This is a genomic window from Aquimarina sp. RZ0 (genome assembly GCF_008370685.1).
Classification (GTDB): domain Bacteria; phylum Bacteroidota; class Bacteroidia; order Flavobacteriales; family Flavobacteriaceae; genus Aquimarina.
Genome location: NZ_VTZU01000083.1, coordinates 1 through 19,952, shown reverse-complemented (window position 1 = coordinate 19,952; position 19,952 = coordinate 1). Strand labels below are relative to the sequence as shown.

At 33.1% G+C, this 19,952-nt stretch carries 14 protein-coding genes; 12 read left to right on the top strand and 2 right to left on the bottom strand.

Features of this window, described 5'->3' with window-relative positions:
• Positions 1–126 precede the first annotated feature (126 nt).
• The 4 genes from F0000_RS22935 to F0000_RS22920 all read left to right on the top strand — a co-directional run bounded on the left by F0000_RS22935 (position 127) and on the right by F0000_RS22920 (position 9,771).
• Entirely contained in the window at positions 127–3,243 is a 3,117-nt protein-coding gene (locus tag F0000_RS22935; protein WP_149627061.1) for a SusC/RagA family TonB-linked outer membrane protein, read from the top strand.
• 23 nt (positions 3,244–3,266) lie between these two features.
• Complete coding sequence (locus F0000_RS22930) at positions 3,267–4,769, top strand: SusD/RagB family nutrient-binding outer membrane lipoprotein (RefSeq protein WP_149627060.1); 1,503 nt, start codon at positions 3,267–3,269, stop codon at positions 4,767–4,769.
• Between the two features lie 84 nt (positions 4,770–4,853).
• Positions 4,854–8,192, top strand: a complete 3,339-nt coding sequence (locus F0000_RS22925; RefSeq protein ID WP_149627059.1) for a VCBS repeat-containing protein — start codon at positions 4,854–4,856, stop codon at positions 8,190–8,192.
• Between the two features lie 175 nt (positions 8,193–8,367).
• Positions 8,368–9,771 carry a sugar MFS transporter gene (locus F0000_RS22920; protein ID WP_149627058.1) on the top strand — a complete coding sequence of 468 codons (1,404 nt, stop codon included), beginning with the start codon at positions 8,368–8,370 and terminating at the stop codon, positions 9,769–9,771.
• Between the two features lie 258 nt (positions 9,772–10,029).
• On the opposite strand, the gene F0000_RS22915 is transcribed toward F0000_RS22920, so the two are convergent.
• Positions 10,030–10,785 carry a phosphatase PAP2 family protein gene (locus F0000_RS22915; protein ID WP_255452858.1) on the bottom strand — a complete coding sequence of 252 codons (756 nt, stop codon included), beginning with the start codon at positions 10,783–10,785 and terminating at the stop codon, positions 10,030–10,032.
• A gap of 185 nt (positions 10,786–10,970) precedes the next feature.
• On the opposite strand from F0000_RS22915, the gene F0000_RS22910 reads away from it, so the two are divergent.
• From F0000_RS22910 to F0000_RS22875, 8 genes are all read left to right on the top strand, one after another.
• Entirely contained in the window at positions 10,971–11,549 is a 579-nt protein-coding gene (locus tag F0000_RS22910) for a uracil-DNA glycosylase family protein (RefSeq protein WP_149627056.1), read from the top strand.
• Positions 11,550–11,803: 254 nt separating this feature from the next.
• Entirely contained in the window at positions 11,804–12,028 is a 225-nt protein-coding gene (locus F0000_RS22905; RefSeq protein ID WP_149627055.1) for a hypothetical protein, read from the top strand.
• A 1,268-nt stretch (positions 12,029–13,296) separates the two neighbouring features.
• Positions 13,297–13,551: a hypothetical protein gene (locus tag F0000_RS22900; protein WP_149627054.1), complete on the top strand. Its 255-nt coding sequence runs from the start codon at positions 13,297–13,299 to the stop codon at positions 13,549–13,551.
• Between the two features lie 368 nt (positions 13,552–13,919).
• The gene (locus F0000_RS22895) at positions 13,920–14,156 is read left to right on the top strand and encodes a hypothetical protein (RefSeq protein ID WP_188112235.1); all 237 of its coding nucleotides are present in this window, start codon (positions 13,920–13,922) and stop codon (positions 14,154–14,156) included.
• A 942-nt stretch (positions 14,157–15,098) separates the two neighbouring features.
• A complete protein-coding gene (locus F0000_RS22890) occupies positions 15,099–16,859 on the top strand; it encodes a serine hydrolase (RefSeq protein WP_149627052.1) in 1,761 nt (586 codons plus the stop codon).
• A 74-nt stretch (positions 16,860–16,933) separates the two neighbouring features.
• Positions 16,934–17,137, top strand: a complete 204-nt coding sequence (locus F0000_RS22885) for a hypothetical protein (RefSeq protein WP_149627051.1) — start codon at positions 16,934–16,936, stop codon at positions 17,135–17,137.
• A 64-nt stretch (positions 17,138–17,201) separates the two neighbouring features.
• The gene (gene tssD, locus F0000_RS22880) at positions 17,202–18,863 is read left to right on the top strand and encodes a type VI secretion system tube protein TssD (RefSeq protein WP_149627050.1); all 1,662 of its coding nucleotides are present in this window, start codon (positions 17,202–17,204) and stop codon (positions 18,861–18,863) included.
• Position 18,864: 1 nt separating this feature from the next.
• Positions 18,865–19,332: a hypothetical protein gene (locus F0000_RS22875; RefSeq protein ID WP_149627049.1), complete on the top strand. Its 468-nt coding sequence runs from the start codon at positions 18,865–18,867 to the stop codon at positions 19,330–19,332.
• A gap of 28 nt (positions 19,333–19,360) precedes the next feature.
• Here F0000_RS22875 and F0000_RS22870 read toward each other — a convergent pair whose 3' ends face one another.
• Positions 19,361–19,837 carry a tyrosine-type recombinase/integrase gene (locus F0000_RS22870; RefSeq protein WP_304505297.1) on the bottom strand — a complete coding sequence of 159 codons (477 nt, stop codon included), beginning with the start codon at positions 19,835–19,837 and terminating at the stop codon, positions 19,361–19,363.
• Positions 19,838–19,952 lie beyond the last annotated feature (115 nt).

The following is a 19,952-nucleotide window of genomic DNA, read 5'->3' as shown; positions in this document are numbered from 1 at the left end:
ACTTTAAAATATTGTCATTGGTCGAAAAAGTTTTTAAAAAATTAACTATATCATAAAATTTATGAGGGTTTCTTTTTCGATTTCAGGAAAACAACAAAAGTTTAGTGTTAATTTTAAAAAATAAATATGTTTAGGAAGTTACTAATGTTTTTATTGGTTTTGTCACTTATCAATGTTCAATCAATCTTAGCACAAGATTCAACAATTTCGGGGCAAATAACTGATGAGAAAGAAGGGATTCCTCTTCCAGGTGTTAATGTTATAGTTAAGGGTACATCGATAGGGGTATTATCTGATTTTAATGGCAATTATTCGATCAAAGTACCTTCGCAGGGTACAGTTTTGGTTTTTTCTTCTTTAGGTTTTTCTTCTAAAGAAATAATAGTAGCTGATCAATCTGTTATCAATGTCGTTTTAATGCAAGAATTAGAAAAATTAGACGAAGTAGTAGTAACGGCTCTTAATATAAAAAGGAATCAGAAAACATTAGGCTATTCTATAACTCAATTAAAATCCGACGCTATTGCTAAGGTAAAAACTACGAATGCGATTAATTCTTTGCAAGGTAAAATTGCAGGTGTAAATATAACGCAACCTTCTACAGGTACAGCAGGAACCAGCAGGGTTATTATTAGAGGCGCTTCGGGCTTAACAAGTGATAATCAACCTTTGTATGTCGTTGATGGAGTAACGATCGACAATACTCAATTAGGAGCAGCTAGTGAGTGGGGTGGTTCTGATTTTGGCGATGGAATTTCCAGTCTTAATCCCGATGATGTGGCTTCTATTAATGTTTTAAAAGGAGGTGCTGCAGCAGCATTATACGGCTCCAGGGCATCAGGAGGTGTTATACTAATTACCACCAAAAATGGTAAGGGTCAGAAAGGTTTAGGAGTAGAATATTCTACTCAGGTTAATTTTGATCAGTTAAATGATCTAAGAGATTTTCAGAGAGAATATGGACAAGGACTTTTTGGGATTGCTCCAGAAGATCAAGGTCAGGGTATAGGAAGGTTTCTTTTTTCCTGGGGTCCCAGACTAGGGAGTTTACCTACATCCATACAATTTGATGGAGTAGAAAGACCTTATACAGATGTAGGAGATAATCTAAGAAGATTTTATAAAACAGGAATAACACTTATAAATACGGTAGCATTAAGTAAATCAGGGAAAGATTATAATTTGAGGTTTGCTGTTAGTAATTTGGATAATCAGGATATTGTTCCTAATTCAAAATTGAACAGAAAAACTTTTTCTATAAACTCTAATTTCAAAGTGGCAAATAAATTGACCTCTGATATTAGTGCCAGGTATGTGATAGAAAGAGTTAATAATCGTCCCAGGGTATCCGATTCTCCCGGGAACTCTAATTTTGTTACGGCATTAATCCCTGCTAATGTTAATGTATTGGATATTGGATCAACTACTGGAGGAGCTACAGAAGATGGTACAGAAATACCAATAGCCGGAGCGTTTACCACCAATCCTTATTGGGCGGCAAACCATTTCACAACATTCGATAGAAGAAATAGATTGATTTCGGCTGCGTCAATTAATTATGAAATTTTTAAATGGTTAAATATTACTGCCAGAGCCGGGATAGATCATAATACTACAAGATCAACAAGGATAGAAGGTTTTGGAACTGCTTTTATCCCCAGAGGACAAATTGAAGAAAACCAGGTAAGTATTACTCAGGTAGATGCAGATTTATTAGTAAATATCAATAAGAATATTACAAAAAAAATTGGAGTAGATGCTACTTTTGGTATTAATAAAAACACTCAACGTTCTGATCGGTTACAATCTAGCGGTAGAGATTTTGTAATTCCTTTTGTTGAAACTTTGGGAAATGCAACACGCGAAACTCGTGATAGTTTTAGAAGATTAGATGAATTAGCACTTTCCGGGATCTATGGTACGGTTGGTTTCTCTTATGATGATTATTTATTTTTAACCGTAACTGGTAGAAATGATTGGTTTTCTACGCTTTCTGCGGCAGGTAAAACGACACCTAACAATGATTTTTATCCATCCGTCAGCGGTAGCTTTGTTTTTACAGATGCGATGGAGATGCCAACCTGGTTTAGTTTTGGTAAAATAAGAGCAGGATATTCTGAAGTTGCCGGAGGCGCTCCCGCCCCCTATAGTTTATCGCTGCCATTTCAGATCAGCGGGTCACACCTGGGACAGGGATTTGGTGGAATATCTACCAATACTGTTCCTAATGGTAGTATCACCCCTTTCTCAAAAGAGGAAACAGAAATTGGGCTTGATTTTCGTTTTTTTAGAGGTAGATTAGGATTCGATGTGGCTTATTATACAAATTCAACCAAAAGAGATATTGTAAATGTTAATATTTCGAGCGCTTCGGGTTTTCAGAATATTGCTTCCAATATAGGAGAATTAGAGAATAATGGAATTGAGTTTTTAGTAACAGGAACACCTTTCCAAAACACTAATTTCAAGTGGGATACTAGTTTTAACTTAGGATATAATGATAGCGAAATTGTCGCTACGAATGAGAATAATGATAACTTGCTTGTTGGTCAGGCTCGCACGCAACAGGCAGAGATCAGTCATATTGTTGGCGAACCTTTTGGCACCATATTAGGGACGGCATACCTGAGAAATGATGCTGGGCAGATAGTATATGATGTAGATGGAAACCCGGTAACTGATCCCGAAAGACAGATATTAGGACAAGGTGTTGCTCCTTATACATTAGGGTTTACCAATAATTTCAAGTATAAGAACTTTAACCTAAGCTTTCTTATTGATGCTAAATTTGGTGGAGATATATATTCTGGTACTGATAGGTTTGCTACACGTCTGGGGTTACATAAGAATACTTTGGCAGGTAGAAATGAAGCAAATCCATTAGTCGTTAGTGGTGTTGATGAAGCAGGAGCTCCATTCGAGTTTACACATCAAGACCCTACAGGCGGATTGCTTTATCATGTAGCCAATGCAGATATTGCAGAATCATCAATATATAGTGCTGATTTTATTAAATTTAGAGAATTTACATTAGGGTATACATTTTCATCACAGATATTACAAAAAACCTTTCTTACCGCTGCCAATATATCCATTGTAGGAAGAAATTTATTCTTCCTAAAAAGAGATTCAGGTAATATTGATCCAGAAGCAGGAATTAATGCCGGTAATGCACAGGGGATAGAATATTTTGGGTTACCAACCACTCGTAGTTATGGGTTTAGTGCAAATTTTAAATTTTAAGTGAACAGTATAATAATCATAGTATGAAAACAATAGTAAGCATTTTTATATCGGTTGTATTTTTATTAACCTTTGCCAGTTGTGACGAAGGTTTTGAAGAGCTTAATGAAGACCCAAATTCTGTAGGACAATTAGAACCAGATGTGAAACTAACAAATACGCTGCTAAGAACCGCTGGAGATCGTTTTGAGAATTTGAGAGGAAATATCTTTTATTGTGCTACCATGATTCAACATATGGCGGCTGTAGACGGAGCTTATGCAGGTGACAAATATACATATAATGCAGATGCATCCGGATCATGGTTTGAAAGGGGATATCCAGCTATGGTAGGTCCCGTAGAAGATCTCTTATTTCAATTACAGACAAATGAAGAAGGTCGATATAGCAGAGAAATGCTGGCAATCACACGTATTTTGCGTGTAGTTATTTATCATAGATTTACAGATTTGTATGGAGATGTTCCTTATAGTGAAGCAGGCAAAGGTTTTATTTCAGGCATTATTAGACCTAAATACGATCTACAGAGTGAGGTTTATGCAGATATGTTACAGGAATTAGCAGAGGCTACTGCAGATTTAGGGACAGGAGATTCACAATTTGGGAGTGCGGATATTCTTTTTAAAGGTGATCAGGGAAAATGGAAAAGATTTGGTTATTCTATGATGTTGCGTTTGGGATTACGACTCATAAAAGTAGATCCTGCCGCATCACAACAGTGGGTACAAAGAGCTATTGCAGGTGGCGTAATGAATTCTAATGATGATATAGCGTATATTGAGCATACGGCCGGTGATGGAGTAAATCAAAATGGAAATGGCCAAGGATTTACCGCAGAAGAAGGAATGAGATTAAGTGATACATTTGTCAATGCATTATCTGGAGATCCAAGATTACGTATCTACGCAGCACTTCCTGATGGAGATGGTGATAGAAATACGAGTGGGAGTAATGATCCAGCCCTGCAACAGGGATTGGCAAATGGTTTGGCTGCCGTTCCTGATATTAATCAATTTTCTGAACCTAATAGAAATCTTATCACCGGAGAAACTGATCCCTATTTTTTTCAATCCTATGCAGAGGTTGAGTTTATGTTGGCAGAAGCAGACATTCGCTGGGGAATTGCCGGAGGTAATCCTGCCGCTCATTATGAAGCAGGAGTGAGTGCAGCTATGCGACAGATGGATTTATATGATATAGGAAGTGAAAGCGTGACCGATATAGAAATTACAGATTTTTTGGCAACAAATCCTTATGATGCTCCTAATGGTCTTGAACAAGTTAATACGCAATATTGGATCGTTACCTTTTTTAATCATATAGAATCATATGCTAACTGGAGACGAACAGGTTTGCCTATACTGACACCAGTTAATTTTGACGGCAATGAAAGTAATGGTCAGATTCCAAGAAGATTACGATATTATGAAAGAGAAATAACAAGAAATGCTGAGAATTATCAAGATGCATTAACCAGACAAGGACCTGATGAATTTACCACCAGAATGTGGTGGGATATCGAATAATTCCCAGTTTAACAAGCATCATAAATTAATCTGAATTAGCTAAAAAAGAAGGTGGTGATACACTACCTTCTTTTTGTTTTAAAAATGAATATAGAAACACGACATATTTTTTGGATATGCTTTTTGATTTTTACAAACCTAAAAGCTCAGGAAGAGACACTATTTAGCCTACTCCCTTCTGCTCAGACGGGCATCACCTTTTCTAATGATGTTGTTGATCTCAAGGACAAGAACATATTATTATATTCTAATTATTATGGAGGAGCAGGTGTTGGTATCGGCGATTTCAATAATGATGGGTTACAGGATCTGTTTTTTACAGGAAACCTTGTTGGAGATGAACTATATATCAATCGTGGAGATCTGAAGTTTGAAAACATTAGTAGAAATGCAGGAATCAAGAATACAGGAGGATGGTCTTCTGGAGTTGCAATAGCAGATGTAAATGGTGACGGGTTTGCGGATATATATGTTTGCCGTGAACTGTATGATGATAATAAAGAACTAAGAAAAAATAAATTATATATAAATAATGGAGACCTTACTTTTTCTGAGCAAGCAGCAAAATATGGAATAGATGCCGATGAGCGTAGCAGACATGCTGTTTTTTTTGATTATAATAATGATGGGCTTTTAGATCTTTTTATACTCAACCAACCTCCTAATCCTGGTAGTTATTCTAAATTTTTTGGAATCGATCTCAAGAAAGAAGTACAATACGCTTCTAGATTATTTAAAAATATAGAAAATACACATTTTGTAGATGTTAGCCAGGAAGCAGGCGTTTTGCGAACTAGTAATGCTAATAGTGTATCTGCGGGCGATTTCAATAATGATGGATATACTGATTTGTATATTGCAAATGACTTTTACCTGCCGGATTTCTTTTATATAAATAATGGAGATGGAACTTTTAAAAATATAGCCAATGAGGCATTAAATCATATGTCCTATTTTAGTATGGGCGTAGATAATGCGGATATTAATAATGATGGGTTATTAGATATTATGGTGGCTGATATGGCATCAGAAGATAATGTACGCTTAAAATCGAATATGAGTGGTATGAATCCAGAATCTTTCTGGAAAGTAGCAAATAATGGAGGGCATTATCAATACATGTTCAATACACTTCAGTTAAATAACGGAAACGGAACATATAGTGAAATTGCAGAATTGGCTAATATTTCTTCTACTGATTGGAGCTGGGCAAACTTGATAGCTGATTTTGATAATGATGGGTTCAAGGATATCTATGTAACAAATGGTTTACTGAGAGATATCCGTAATACTGATGCCAATAAAAAAATTGCAGATTATGTAGTAGAGGTAGCTAATACTTTTGTAAAAAATAATCCAAATGCTGGAGACGTGAGTATTTGGGATATCCTGGATCTCAAAAAAACTATCGATATCCTTCCTTCAGAAAAATTAAAGAATTATGCTTTTAAGAATAATGGAGATTATACTTTTTCCAAAATAATGGATGCATGGGGCTTGCGCCAGAAAACCTTTTCTAATGGAGCAGCATATGCAGACCTGGATAATGATGGAGATATAGAGATCGTCGTAAATAATATTAATGAAAAAGCATATGTATATAAAAATAATGCCCGGGAAAATCTGAACAATCATTTTTTGCGTATAATAACAAAGGATAAAAAACACCAAAGCACATTAGGAACAAAAGTTACGATTCACTACAACAATGAAAAACAATTTGCAGAGACGACCAATGTTAGAGGGATTTATTCTACAAGTGAACAAGTGGTGCATTTTGGAGTAGGTGCTATAAAAAAGGTGGATACAATCATTGTGGATTGGTCAAATGGTAAGCAAACGAAAATTAAAAATGTAAAAACCAATCAAGTCTTGAAACTTTTTATGGATGAAGGAATTGACAAAGAGATAAATAAGAAAAATAGTTTGCCCCCTATTTTTAAAGACATAACAAGACTTCAGAAATTGGTACACGTCCATAAAGAAAATAATTTTGATGATTATAAAACTCAGGTTTTATTACCTCATAAACTATCACAATTCGGTCCGGCATTGGCAGTTGCAGATGTTAATCAGGACAACTTACAGGATGTTTATATAGGAGGATCGGCAGGAAATAGCGCTTCTTTATATATCCAGAATGTACTAGGAACCTTTACAGAATCAGATCAGGTAGTTTTTGAGAACGATATACTTACAGAAGATCTTGATGCAGTTTTTATAGATATAGATACTGATGGAGATCTTGATTTATATGTGGTAAGTGGAGGAAATGAATACATTTCGAGATCAGAAAATTATAGAGATCGATTGTATATAAATGATGGACAAGGTAGTTTTACAAAATCCTCAAATCTGCACCTGCCTTTAAGTAGCGGAGCTTGTGTAATTCCGTCAGATTTTGATAATGACGGGGATATCGATTTGTTTATTGGTAGCAGATTGGCTCCGGGAGCCTATCCCACACCTGTATCGAGCTATATTTTAGAAAATAAAAAAGGAACACTTGTTGATGTTACCAGAGAAAAGGCTACTGACTTAATAAATATTGGGATGGTTACTGATGGGCTTTGGGACGATTTTGACAAGGATGGAGATCAGGATCTTATCATCGTAGGAGAATGGATGCCAATTACAATTTTGGAAAATAAAAAAGGAATATTTACCAAAACTAAAACTTCAGAAATAAAAAACTCTTCGGGATGGTGGTTTAGTATCGAAAAAGGAGACTTTGATAAGGATGGAGATACAGATTATATTGCTGGTAATTTAGGTCTTAATTATAAATATAAAACTACGGTAGCGTATCCTTTTGATATTTATTATGAAGATTTTGATAGAAACGGAAAAAAAGACATCGTCTTAGGGTACTATAATTATGGAAAGCATTACCCAGTAAGAGGTTTTTCCTGCTCTGCACAACAGGTGCCAACACTCACGCAAAAAATTAAGAAATATGATCTTTTTGCTTCTCTCAAAATAGACCAGATATATGAAAATGATAAATTACAGGAAGCGTTGCATTATAAAACTCAAACATTCGCTACTTCTTATATAGAAAATTTGGGGGGTGGTAAGTTTAGGGTATCAGCTTTACCGAATAAAGCACAGTTTTCTAGTGTAAACGATATGATTATTGAAGACTTTAATGATGATGGTGCGCTAGATATACTACTAACAGGAAATTTATATGTTTCTGAAATAGAAACCATGCGCAATGATGCAGGTACAGGTTTATTACTTTATGGAAATGGAAATGGAAACTTTACTCCTGTTGATACTATAGAAAGTGGTTTTTTTACAAATAAAGACGCTAAAAAAATAAGGATAATGAAATACAAAGATCAAAAACTAATACTGGTAGCTAATAATGATGATGCTTTACAACTATTTATGCGTAATCTTCCAGATCTAAAAAAATAACAAATGATACTAATTCTAATTTAAAAATCCTCAAATAGAAAGTAGCAATTTTTTGTTTAGACAAAAAGAAAATTAAGTCGTAATACGGTTTCTTTTTATTTTTAAGTATGAACGAGAAAGAGCTAATTGAAAATTGGCTCTTCTAAATTAGAATTGGTATATAACCTATATCAATATGGATAGTAAAAAGACACGTTATAGAAAGCCTTTTATAACAATTACTTTTTTATTTTTTATATGGGGGTTTATAACAGTAATGAATGATGTATTAATTCCGCATCTAAAAGCTGTTTTTGAGCTTTCTTATTTTCAGGCGGCCTTCATACAATTTGCCTTTTTTGGAGCTTTTTTTGTTATTTCACTACTCTATTTTTTTATTTCGGTACTACAAGGAGATCCAATTGCCAGAATAGGGTACAAAAACGGAATCATTATAGGACTGTTATTATGCGGTATTGGTTGTTGTCTTTTTTATCCTGCCGCCAGTTATCAGCGCTATTTTATTTTTTTGGGAGCGCTATTTGTTTTAGCCTCAGGTGTTACTATTCTACAGATTACGGCCAATCCTTATGCGGCTATTCTCGGCACACCAGAAACGGCATCGAGTAGACTTAATCTTGCACAAGGTTTTAATTCATTTGGCACCACTTTGGCACCTATAATAGGAGCGGTATTGTTATACAAAGTATTTTCTGATGGAGAGATTACGGTAGATTCCCTAAAAATGCCATATCTGATTTATGGAAGTCTTTTTTTTATGTTAGCTGTTATCATAAAGTTTGTAAAGCTACCTTCTTTTGTAAATACCGAAAAAATAGAGAAAGGATTGGGAGTATTAAAATTCAGGCATGTAGTTTTAGGGATGTTTGCTATTTTCTTTTATGTAGGAGGAGAAGTCTCGATTGGTAGTTTTTTAATAAATTTTTTCGGTTTAGAAAATATTATGGGAATGAATGAAGCAGAAGGTGGTGTGTTTTTATCGTATTATTGGGGAGGAGCTATGATTGGACGGTTTTTAGGATCAGTATCCATGGGCAGTATTGATGATAAAATAAAGAAATACTTGTTGATGGCTGGTTTATCGATACTTTTCTTTTTTGTATTGTATTGTATCACTGCGATAAAAGTAGAAGCTGGAGAGTTTTCAATACAGTTACTATCATTTTCTAAGATTTGGTTGTTTGTTGTATTCTTACTTATTAATTATCTAAGTTTTTTAATAGGGGGAACCAAACCTTCTAAAGTATTGACTTTATTTGCAAGTATAGTGATTGTATTATTATTGATTATGATGATAGGACGTGGCGAAATCGCTTTTTGGAGTGCAATCGCTATTGGAGCATTTAATTCAATCTTATGGTCAAATATATTCACTTTAGCTATAAAAGATCTGGGCAGGTATACCAGTCAGGCATCTTCTCTATTGGTTATGATGATCGTAGGAGGCGCATTAATTCCTTTGCTACAAGGAGCAGTTGCAGATAGTATAGGGATTCAATTATCTTTTTTTATTCCATTAGTATGTTATATCTATCTTATGTTTTATGGCATCACAGGATATAAAGTAAAAAATCTTTGATAAAATAAAAAAACTATTTTTAAAATCAGAAGAGAAAGAAAATTCATAGATAGCGGCACTATCGATGCTTTCTATTTGGAAGTGTGAAACAAAAAGAAATGATTTTAATAAGTAAACTACCTCGGGGCAAGCCCACGAGGGATTTATTAAAAAAAACAAGTTGATTTCGAGGCAAGCCACGGAGCATTTAAATCTCGATTATCGAGTAATATCATTTTAGAATTGGTATAAAACGTTCTTTTTATCTGGAAATCAATATCAAAAACGTCCAACAACTCCCAATTGACTGGCTCCCAATGTAATATCCCACACAACCTTAGGTTTTTTCTTACGATATGCATATCGTTCATTTTTGTTAAGATAATTATCAATCCCATCTACAATAACCACACTTAACGCAATTCCTAAGGTTACATCAGTTAACCAATGAGCTCCTGCCCAAAGCCTGGATACTGGAGATACGAGCCCTAAAGCATAAATACCACCTTTGATATAAGGATTTTTGAATTGTTTAGAGATCGCATAAGCAGTTGTAAAAGAAAGAATGGCATGACCAGAAGGAAATGAATGATACCCTGCTTCACTACTGTAAAACTTAAAACTGTCCTTTCCTTTTTCTGTATAGGGTCTGGCACGTCCTGCCAGTGTTTTACTGACAGTTTGGATAATTCCGCCAGCCGTAGCAGAAGCAATAAGTAGCACTCCTGTTTTTCTTACTTTTTCATTTTTTGTGAGTAAACCAAAAGCATATACACCAGTTGTCAATCCATAATTAACCAAAGGTTTTCCAAATCGAAACCCCGTTTCTTTTATAAAATCGGGAATATCTTCTTCCTGATCTGCAAAAAAATCATTTGCAGGTTCGTCTATAAGATAAATAAGGGCTGAACCCGCTACAATTCCACCAAAAGTAGCCCAATCTCTGCCTTTCCACCGTATGGGCTGCGTATATGCGTTTTTTACACCACCAAAAACAGATACTCCATCATGTTTTAACATTTGCCAGCGAGTCATATCCGTCTTCTTGATTTCCCTTATCTCTTGAGAATAACAAGTATTAACCAATAGGTAGAATATAACTATCGGTAGAGTATTAAAACACTTCATAATTAGAATTTGAAGAGTAAAAATAATAACTTATTCATTAATCGGTTCTATTTTCTATTTAATTGAGGTGCTTTATTTTATATTTTAGAGATATGAAAAAATTATTACACGAAATTTCAAGGTGTACAGTATGTGAAAAACATCTTGAATTGGGTGCAAAACCTGTGGTCACGGGTACTATAGAAAGTAAAGTAGTTATTATAGGTCAGGCACCAGGGATAGTGGTGCATAGAACAGGCACTCCATGGGATGATAAGAGCGGTGAGAATCTAAGAAATTGGTTAGGGATAAGTAATCAAGTGTTTTATGATTCTAAAAAACTAGCATTAGTACCTATGGGATTTTGTTATCCTGGAAAAGGTAAATCAGGAGATTTACCTCCCAGAAAAGAATGCGCTCCTTTATGGCATGAACTACTATTAGAACAAATGAAGAGTGTAACCCTTACAATCCTTATAGGAAAATATGCCCAAGATTATTATTTGCGTGATACTACCAGAAGGACACTTACAGAAACTGTTCAGAATTTTAAGGATTACCTTCCGGATTTTTTTGTTTTGCCACATCCTTCTCCCAGAAATAATATTTGGCAGGCAAAAAATAAATGGTTTACCAAAGAAGTGTTACCTGTTTTAAAAAAAGAAATCAATAAGCTGGGACTAAGTCAATGATACGCATATTTTCGAAGTTTAGTAGGTGATTTTTTTAGGTATAATTGCATTATTTCTCCAATAGTTTGACGGAATCTTAAGAGATTTTGTAATAAAACTTGTGAATTTAATTATCGTTTACGTATTTCGCATCATAAATTAGGGCTGCGCTTAAAAATAAATTTTTGACAAGAAGAGCAGCATGGTATAAGAATATGATAAAATACGTTTGTTTTTTGTAAAGCGTTTTTTTATTTTTAAATAAAATATGTATTATGGGATTGGTAGAACAGGCTTTAGAATTTGAAGCTAGGAAAATGAGCAACATGACCACGAGTGATAGAGTTGCGGCTTCTAGAGAGGCCAAAAAACTTATTTTAGCTCTCAATGAAATTTATAAAGAAACAAAAGATTCAGAAATTATGGATATCATGAAACTTCTTACCGCTAAAAAGCGTAAAATTGAGAAGCGATTAAATGGTGCACCTCCTGAACTATAAAGTTTAATAATACCCTTAGTTATATAGAAAATGCTTAACTCTATAGTTAAGCATTTTCTATATAATAGCTGTAGAAACAACTACCCGAGACGAGATTAATACTACAATCTGAATCACAAGTATCCGAACGTTTTATTTCTCTATTCACAGAATATACAGAATTGAGCCTATTATGTAAGAAACTCGATTAATTCCAGTCGCATCAGTTTGAAATTCTGATATGAATTTTGTGTCGAAAACGAGCATTTTGGGGTTAAAAATCTATTCTCGATATATTTCTTCTACATCAAATCACTATCATTGATAAATTATTACAATCAATTGAAAGTCTTGATTTTATGGTCATTTTAATAAAATTTTATTGTGTATCAGTTTAGACACTGCTTAAAACTTTTATTGGATGTCTCGAATTGACGGTTTTTAATCTTTCATATTAATAATCTCAGGTTATTATATTGAGTATATGAGAAAACTTCAACTTTTTATTAGAATATAGATGAGATCGCTAAATGTAATGAAAAAAAACCTTTGGAAAATAATACAATTCTCAGATATTATTACCTGCTAAAATGTTTTAGAGATAAGAAAGCTGCTTATCCTAAGCTTAACTATTTTGTGTAGAATGATATAGGGTATTTTAGTTTTTGACTGTTTATTTAATATAGACCAACATAAAAATATTAATAATGAGAATGATTCTTAAAATTCGCGCCGATTGATACCGTAGTAATTTACCATTTCTGATTTAAAAAATACGCTAATAAAAAGTAGTCATTTTTGTTTAGCCAAAAAAGAAAACTAAAGCATATTCATTGCGACAGCTTCTTTTTATTTTGAAATATCAATGAAAAAGTGCAAGTTTGAATGGGTCGCTTTACCTAAGAGATCGTATTATTCAATTCTAAGCATGAAAAGCATCAGTATTAAGGTTTCATTGATATATAAACGATGGACAAAATAAAATATAGAGTAGTATCAAGTACACATATACCCCATTTTATGTATGAATAAAAGGCTAATTTTATAGATCGTAGGCTGCTATAAATTTGTTCTGATATATACAAAATGAATACTTTTTTTTAGGGATATGTACTCAAAATAAAGATGACTTTTTTTTGGTGAGTCACAAAAGTGCTGAGGTTATACAGTATATAAAAAAGGGTTCAAACAAAAAAAAATAAAATAAGGGAAAAATCCAATAATATTACGGAATTCCTCAAGCAATTAAACTATTTATCTTCTTATCTTTAAAACACCAAATAAACAATATGAAAATAGACCAACAATTAATAAAAGAATATATAGAAAAAGCCTTTAACGATTGTCGATTGGAGATTACGGATCACCGAAATAATAACTTAATTTTAGAAAAAGGTGTTTTTAGGTTTAATAATGTGGAACAACCAAAATCAAAGGAGGTAATAGAAGGTTTTTTTCTGGAGGCTTTTAGATTATCGAGATTCTTGAAATTAGAGCATAAAAAGTACATAAGAAAAGGTAGTAAATGGACTATCACTCACTAATTATGTAGATACAAAATATGGAAAGGGTCAGGAATACAAAGTTAAACTACCTAGGAGCAAGCCCACGAGGCATTTATTAGAAAAAAATCATTTCGATCTAGAGGCAAGCCTCGGAGCATTTAAATCTCGATTATCGAGTAAAAAATTATAGGAGAATTGATATGCTATCCAGCGTCCTAATGGTTTCATCATTTTCAGTCTTTGTTCGTAGAATTCGTTTCAAAAGAAATGAAGATTCTTTTCTCACTCTTTTGGTTAACTAGCATAGTTACCGTATACTCAAAAAAACATTAGACTCAAGCAGTCCTCAAAGTAATTTTATTGTCTTTGAAACCTATAATGGAGAACGATTACCTGATTATCATCGTTTGGATTTGACTGCCGATTATAATTTTTATCTGGATAAAGCAAAGAAAATAAAAACCAAATTAGGGTTTACACTTCAAAACCTTACAAATCAAAGAAATGTTCTTTCAAGAGATTTTAGAGCTATTGAAAGTTTTGATCCCGACGGGAATTCACAACTAAATACAGCGTTGCTCCGAAAAATAGATCGTGTTTCTATCGGTTTTACCCCTAATTTCATACTTATATTTAGTATTTAACTTACAATCAATGAATTACTCTTAACAAGATTTTCAGTAATAAATTTAACTGTAAAGCAAAGGCCTAATACCATTCTCAAATGGTATTATTTCTAAAAAACTTAAAATGCTTGTAAACTACCTCGGGGTAAGCCCATCTTTAGATTAGCAAAATGAAAAACAATACTTATGAAAAAAAATATAATGATGGTGATAAAATTAGAAAAAAGCGTTTGATGATATTCCTATTCACATATATTTTTCAGATTATTACTATTCTATGTGATGGAGCAAACTTTGCTCTATCTCTCTTTTTTATAGGAATCAGTATGCTTTTTTCTGGAATTCATGCTTTTTTAATTTTCCCTTTAATACGATTTGCGATTAAAAAATTCGTATAAATTCATTGAATTATTTTTTCTTTATGCAAGGCAAAAAAATCAAGCATAGCTATAGCTACGGTTTATTTTTTAAACGAAGTAGAAAGGAAAAAGAAACGATGAATATGCGAAATTTTTAGTTATAAATCGTATAACAACTATTTTTTTTAATATTTCTTTGGCTGGTTGACGATCAATTCAAAAAGTATTTGGTCAGCAGTTGTTACTTATAGTGGCATCAATTCTGTTATGATTTTCTTATTCGAGATGGATTTTGGTGATCGAAAACCTGACGCAGATTTTTCAATATTGGCCTCATGAATTATAATTGGTGTGGCTTCCTATTATTTCATACCTTAATATCTAATAAACTCATCTTGAGTAGTGCTTTTCAAACGAAAAATTTGGGTTTTGTAGATCAAAGCATTACTCAAGATGAGTTCACTGAACATAAGAGAGAAAAATAGCAGTATTTTTAATGAAACTGCCTATCAGATTAACAAATGACATAAAGATGACATCTAAATGTCGTTATAAAAACAAAGGCTTGATCGTAGCTTTGTAGTATCAAAAAACGAAAAATATGAAAACCAGTTCAATCGGAAAAAATTTAATCTATCAAAGGAAATTAAAAGGTTTTACCCAACAAGAATTATCAGCCAGAACTGAAGTGACTGTGCGCACTATTCAACGTATCGAGAAGGGAGAAGTCAATCCACATTTACAAACTATAAGTTTATTAGCAACTGCACTCGAAATTGAGGCTGATGACCTTTTGCAACTTGAAAACCCAAGAGAGGAAGCCATCCAAAAAAAGTGGTTATTACTATTACATGGGACACCTTTGTTAGGCTTTGTACTGCCTTTTTGTAACGTGCTTTTCCCATTGTTTTTATGGATTCACAAAAGGGAAGATAATGTACTTTATGACAGGCACGGTGCTAAAATTGTTAATTTTCAGATTACAGTACTATTACTATATGTATTATCTTTTGTAGCATTATTGACCATAGAAAAATGGGGTTTTATAATTTTTATTTTAGTTATTCCTCTTTGTGTATTAGTAGTTATAATCAATATTATGTATGCAGTAAAAGAATCTAAATGTTATTATCCTTTATCTATACCTTTTTTAAAAAATAAGACAAGAAGGGGCACTAAAGTAATTTTATTCGTAATTCCACTGTTGGTTTTTATTAATTGTACACCAATAAATAATGATAAAATAACTCGCCTGGATGGTACTGAAATTTCAAAGGATTCTTTGACCAACAAAATCAATCAATTAATGAATGATGCTGAAGTCCACGGAATGGCAATTACCGTTTTCAATGCAAAACAACCTGTATATAAAAAAACCTTTGGATACAAAAATGCACCTAAACAACTTATTCTCACAGATTCTACTAACATCTATGGTGCTTCTTTAAGCAAGGCTGTCTTTGGCTTACTTGTCATGAAATTGGTAGAAAACAATGTAATTGATCTAGATACACCACTCGAATCCTACTTGTCAAAGAAAATTTATGAGTATGAACCACAAACCCGCTGGCATGATCACTATTCAGATTTAAAAACGGATAGTTTGTATCATAAAATAACTGCAAGAATGTGTCTGGCACATACTTCAGGATTTAATAACTGGAGGTTTTTTGAAACAGACAGAAAATTAAGGGTGAATTTTGAACCTGGTTCGAAATATTTCTACAGTGGAGAAGGCTTAGTATATCTGCAAGTTGTCATCGAAAAACTCACAAACAAGCCTCTCGAGGAATTGGCTCAAGAACTTATTTTTAAACCTCTGGATATGCACAACACATCATACCAATGGCAACCACGATTTAAGAAAGATTTCGCTCATGGGCATAATACAAAAGGTAAAATCTATGGTAAGGATATTGACAATGAACCTAGAGCTGCTAGTACTCTTGAGACAACTGCAGACGATTATACAAAATTTTTAACAGCTGTCTTGAATGAGCAAATTCTAAACAAAGATTCTTACACTGAGATTTTTAGTCCACAAATTAGAATTAAATCCCTGGCACATTTTGGCCCTAATTCTAAAACGTTAACCAATAAATATGATGCTATTAATTTGAGCTGTGGATTAGCATGGTTAAATTTTGATACACCTCACGGAAAGGCCGTTACTAAAAGTGGGCATGGAGATGGATTTCAACATTATTCAATTTTATTTCTAGAAACAGGCAAAGGAATATTAATTATGACCAATAGTGATAATGGAGAGAGTATATATAAAGAATTATTAGAGGCTGCTTTAGCCGATAGCTATACACTTTGGGAATGGTCAAATTATATACCTTATAATAAAAACCAGTGATATAATCAAGAAGTGGTTTAAACTATTTTTAATCGCTATAAAAATGCTTTTTTGACTCAATTTTCAGCCTTTTTTTGCAAGACGAAATAGAAAAAGGTCAGCGATACAGAATCGGGAGTAACGATTATAAGATCATTGCGATACGGATTAACAATGTCTTATCGTCTGAAGATTTTATAACAGGTATTTGCTTTGAGGGAGAAGATCACGTTTTTGAAGTAAGTGCAAGTCGTGTTATTGGAAATCCGGAATATCAGTTAATCCGGGAGAACTATTAATTTACGGATTTACCGCATTGATTTACTGAATTTTATATAGTAGTTTACAACTTAAATTTAGCATATGTCTTTTAAAGCCACTCTTTTTATTTTTGATAAAGAATACCCTCTACTGAAATTAGATTACAACTTAGCGAAACCTGTAGATTACACAGGGCGTCCGCAAGGCAGAACTTTGGGAGGAAAGATTTATACGACCTTTGCCGCTACCAAAGATGATTCAGGTATTTATGAAGCGATGTTTTCACCGGATCAGATGGTTCAGGGATATATTAGAGTCTATAAACGGGATGGAATGCAAAAAGACTTTGATATCAAATTCGCCAATACTTTTGTTATCAATGCGAACACTCGTTTTAATCACGATGGCACGGTAAATCTGTTAATGGATGTAGAATTTAGTGCCTTGATTATGAAAATCAGGGATTCTTTGTATGTATCTCCAGCAAACCCTAGTAATCCATTTGTAGAAAATAATGTAACACCTACCGTTAGAGACGAGGAGGATACTGAAGAAAAAGAAGATGTTATATTTACGGCCCGATTGGAGAGGGATGAGAATACCTATAATGGTGAGTTTGGTTTTGACTGGATGCGCGATAACTATCAGGAGATCTGCGAGAATTATGAAGCGCTAAAAACAGAATACAATCCGATTACTATTGAAGGAAAAGAATATTTTGTTCCCTGGCTTAGTATGTTTCCTGATCAGGACAATGTATCCTTACTGCTCAAGGTGGATATCACCCAGGGAAAAGCAAAAAGAGATGATGTTATAAAGCTACCTGCAACAGATGGCATACGTTTTGATCCGGAAGAAGTAAAGGTGAAGGATGCTGAGAAAGGAGAAGTGATGGTCAAGGTTTTTTGTGACAGCCCATTAACAAAAGATACCAGTATTGAATTACTGGATAAGAATGATGCGATTGTGGGTAAAATTAATGTGGTGAAGAATGACACCGTTTATGATTTGGATATTAAGTTTGTGAAGGTTTGTAAAGAACAGCATTTGGAGGGACTTAAAGATAAGTTTGATCGGAATTTAGATAGGATAGAAGATTTTTTAATCAACGGTTCTTTGAATCAGGCGTTGATCAAACCTAAAATTCTGGAAAAGAATTTTGATAATCTTGAGTTTCTTAATTTGGATGATGTGCCTGATGAATATTTTAATAATAAGATATTAAATTCAAAAGGTATGCGTTTACTTCAGGAGAGGTGTAAATCGGTACAAAACTTTAAAGGTGTTGTTGTCTTTTATTTGTCTTTAGAGAGTGGTAAGTCTGCCGGAGCAGATGCACAATTGTTTCCGTTAAATGGCCAATTTATAAATTTATATATTAATTCTGTTTTGAAGACAGATTTACCCCACGAAATTGGTCATATTTTAGGATTAGAACATATCTTCAAAGAGAAGAAAGATTATATAGAAAACAGAAAAAAGAACATTTCTTATTTAGAAGGAGAACTAACTAAAAATAAAACTCTTGAAGGCAATGAAAAGTATAATCAAGTTCAAGTTTTAGATAATATTTCCAAGATAAACCAAATTATTGTAGAAGAACGACGAAAAATAGAAGAATATAAGTCTATTTTAAAAAATAATAAGTACAAGTTTACAGAATCCTCTACTACTAATTTAATGGATTACAGAAATGAAGGTAAAGATTTTTATCATTGGCAATGGTTGGTGATGCAACAAGAAATTAATACATATTACAAATAAAATGAGAACTATTGTATTCATCCTTTTATTGATTACTATTGGTTGTAAAACCAAGCAGCTAAAAGATGCTCCATCAATTGATCATATTTATGATAATCTTATAGATGACGAATTAATCACCGATCAAATCCAGTTATTAGGGACAGATGTTATCTCTGGAAGGATTATTAATGAAGATATCAAATTAATAGACTTAGTGGCAATAAAACTTACCGTAAATGATTCGGTTTGTGTAAATGCTTATAGTGATCTTGATAGGTTATTTTCTTTAAATTATGATTCATCAATGATTAATAGAGATAGTTTTTTTGAAATTGTATATTATGGCTATTCTAGAAAAAAAATATATTTTTCAAATTTCCCTAAAAATGGTAATATTCTCTTAGATAAAAGTGGTAAGCTTATATCATTTGAAGAATACCGTAAATTTTATGAAGAAATAAGAGGTTGTGCTAAGCTAATTAGATAGATCCTAATATACTTATTAGCTTGAATTACTAGAATTCTATATCCATATCCTTTGCTTTATCGATTTGTCGTTGTTTTTCATTTACGGCGTAATGTTTAAGTACCATTTTATCTGATTTATGACCGTTTATAATGGCAGCAGTTTTAACACCTTCTCTGGCAGTGATTATGTCGATGTGTAGGTGTTTTAAAGAATAAAAGTCACATTGTATGTTAAGTTTATCTTTTACGTGTCTTTTCCATCTTCTGGCAATCTGTCTTTCGCTGATAGATTTTTCTCCAGGTGTAAGGTCGTTAGAGAAAAGATAATCATCTTTTGAAGATTGTAAAAGGTCTACCCAAAGATGAATTACATTTTTATTAATAGGTCTCATTTGATATTCATAAGATCTTCCTTTTTTTACCAAAACCTTAAACTCTTTTTTTGAAAGGAGGACATCCTTATTTTGAATTTTCATGAGTTCGGATATCCTGCATCCGGAATGAAAAAATATCTGTAATACGATTTGTGATTAAAAAATTCGTATAAATTCATTGAATTATTTTTTCTTTATGCAAGGCAAAAAAATCAAGCATAGCTATAGCTACGGTTTATTTTTTAAACGAAGTAGAAAGGAAAAA

Coding starts and splice junctions, on each gene's coding strand:
- F0000_RS22925 (WP_149627059.1), top strand. CDS start 4,854: ATGAATATAGAAACACGACATATTTTTTGGATATGCTTTTTGATTTTT.
- F0000_RS22875 (WP_149627049.1), top strand. CDS start 18,865: ATGAGAACTATTGTATTCATCCTTTTATTGATTACTATTGGTTGTAAA.
- tssD (WP_149627050.1), top strand. CDS start 17,202: ATGTCTTTTAAAGCCACTCTTTTTATTTTTGATAAAGAATACCCTCTA.
- F0000_RS22935 (WP_149627061.1), top strand. CDS start 127: ATGTTTAGGAAGTTACTAATGTTTTTATTGGTTTTGTCACTTATCAAT.
- F0000_RS22930 (WP_149627060.1), top strand. CDS start 3,267: ATGAAAACAATAGTAAGCATTTTTATATCGGTTGTATTTTTATTAACC.
- F0000_RS22900 (WP_149627054.1), top strand. CDS start 13,297: ATGAAAATAGACCAACAATTAATAAAAGAATATATAGAAAAAGCCTTT.
- F0000_RS22915 (WP_255452858.1), bottom strand. CDS start 10,785: ATGACTCGCTGGCAAATGTTAAAACATGATGGAGTATCTGTTTTTGGT.
- F0000_RS22920 (WP_149627058.1), top strand. CDS start 8,368: ATGGATAGTAAAAAGACACGTTATAGAAAGCCTTTTATAACAATTACT.
- F0000_RS22905 (WP_149627055.1), top strand. CDS start 11,804: ATGGGATTGGTAGAACAGGCTTTAGAATTTGAAGCTAGGAAAATGAGC.
- F0000_RS22910 (WP_149627056.1), top strand. CDS start 10,971: ATGAAAAAATTATTACACGAAATTTCAAGGTGTACAGTATGTGAAAAA.
- F0000_RS22890 (WP_149627052.1), top strand. CDS start 15,099: ATGAAAACCAGTTCAATCGGAAAAAATTTAATCTATCAAAGGAAATTA.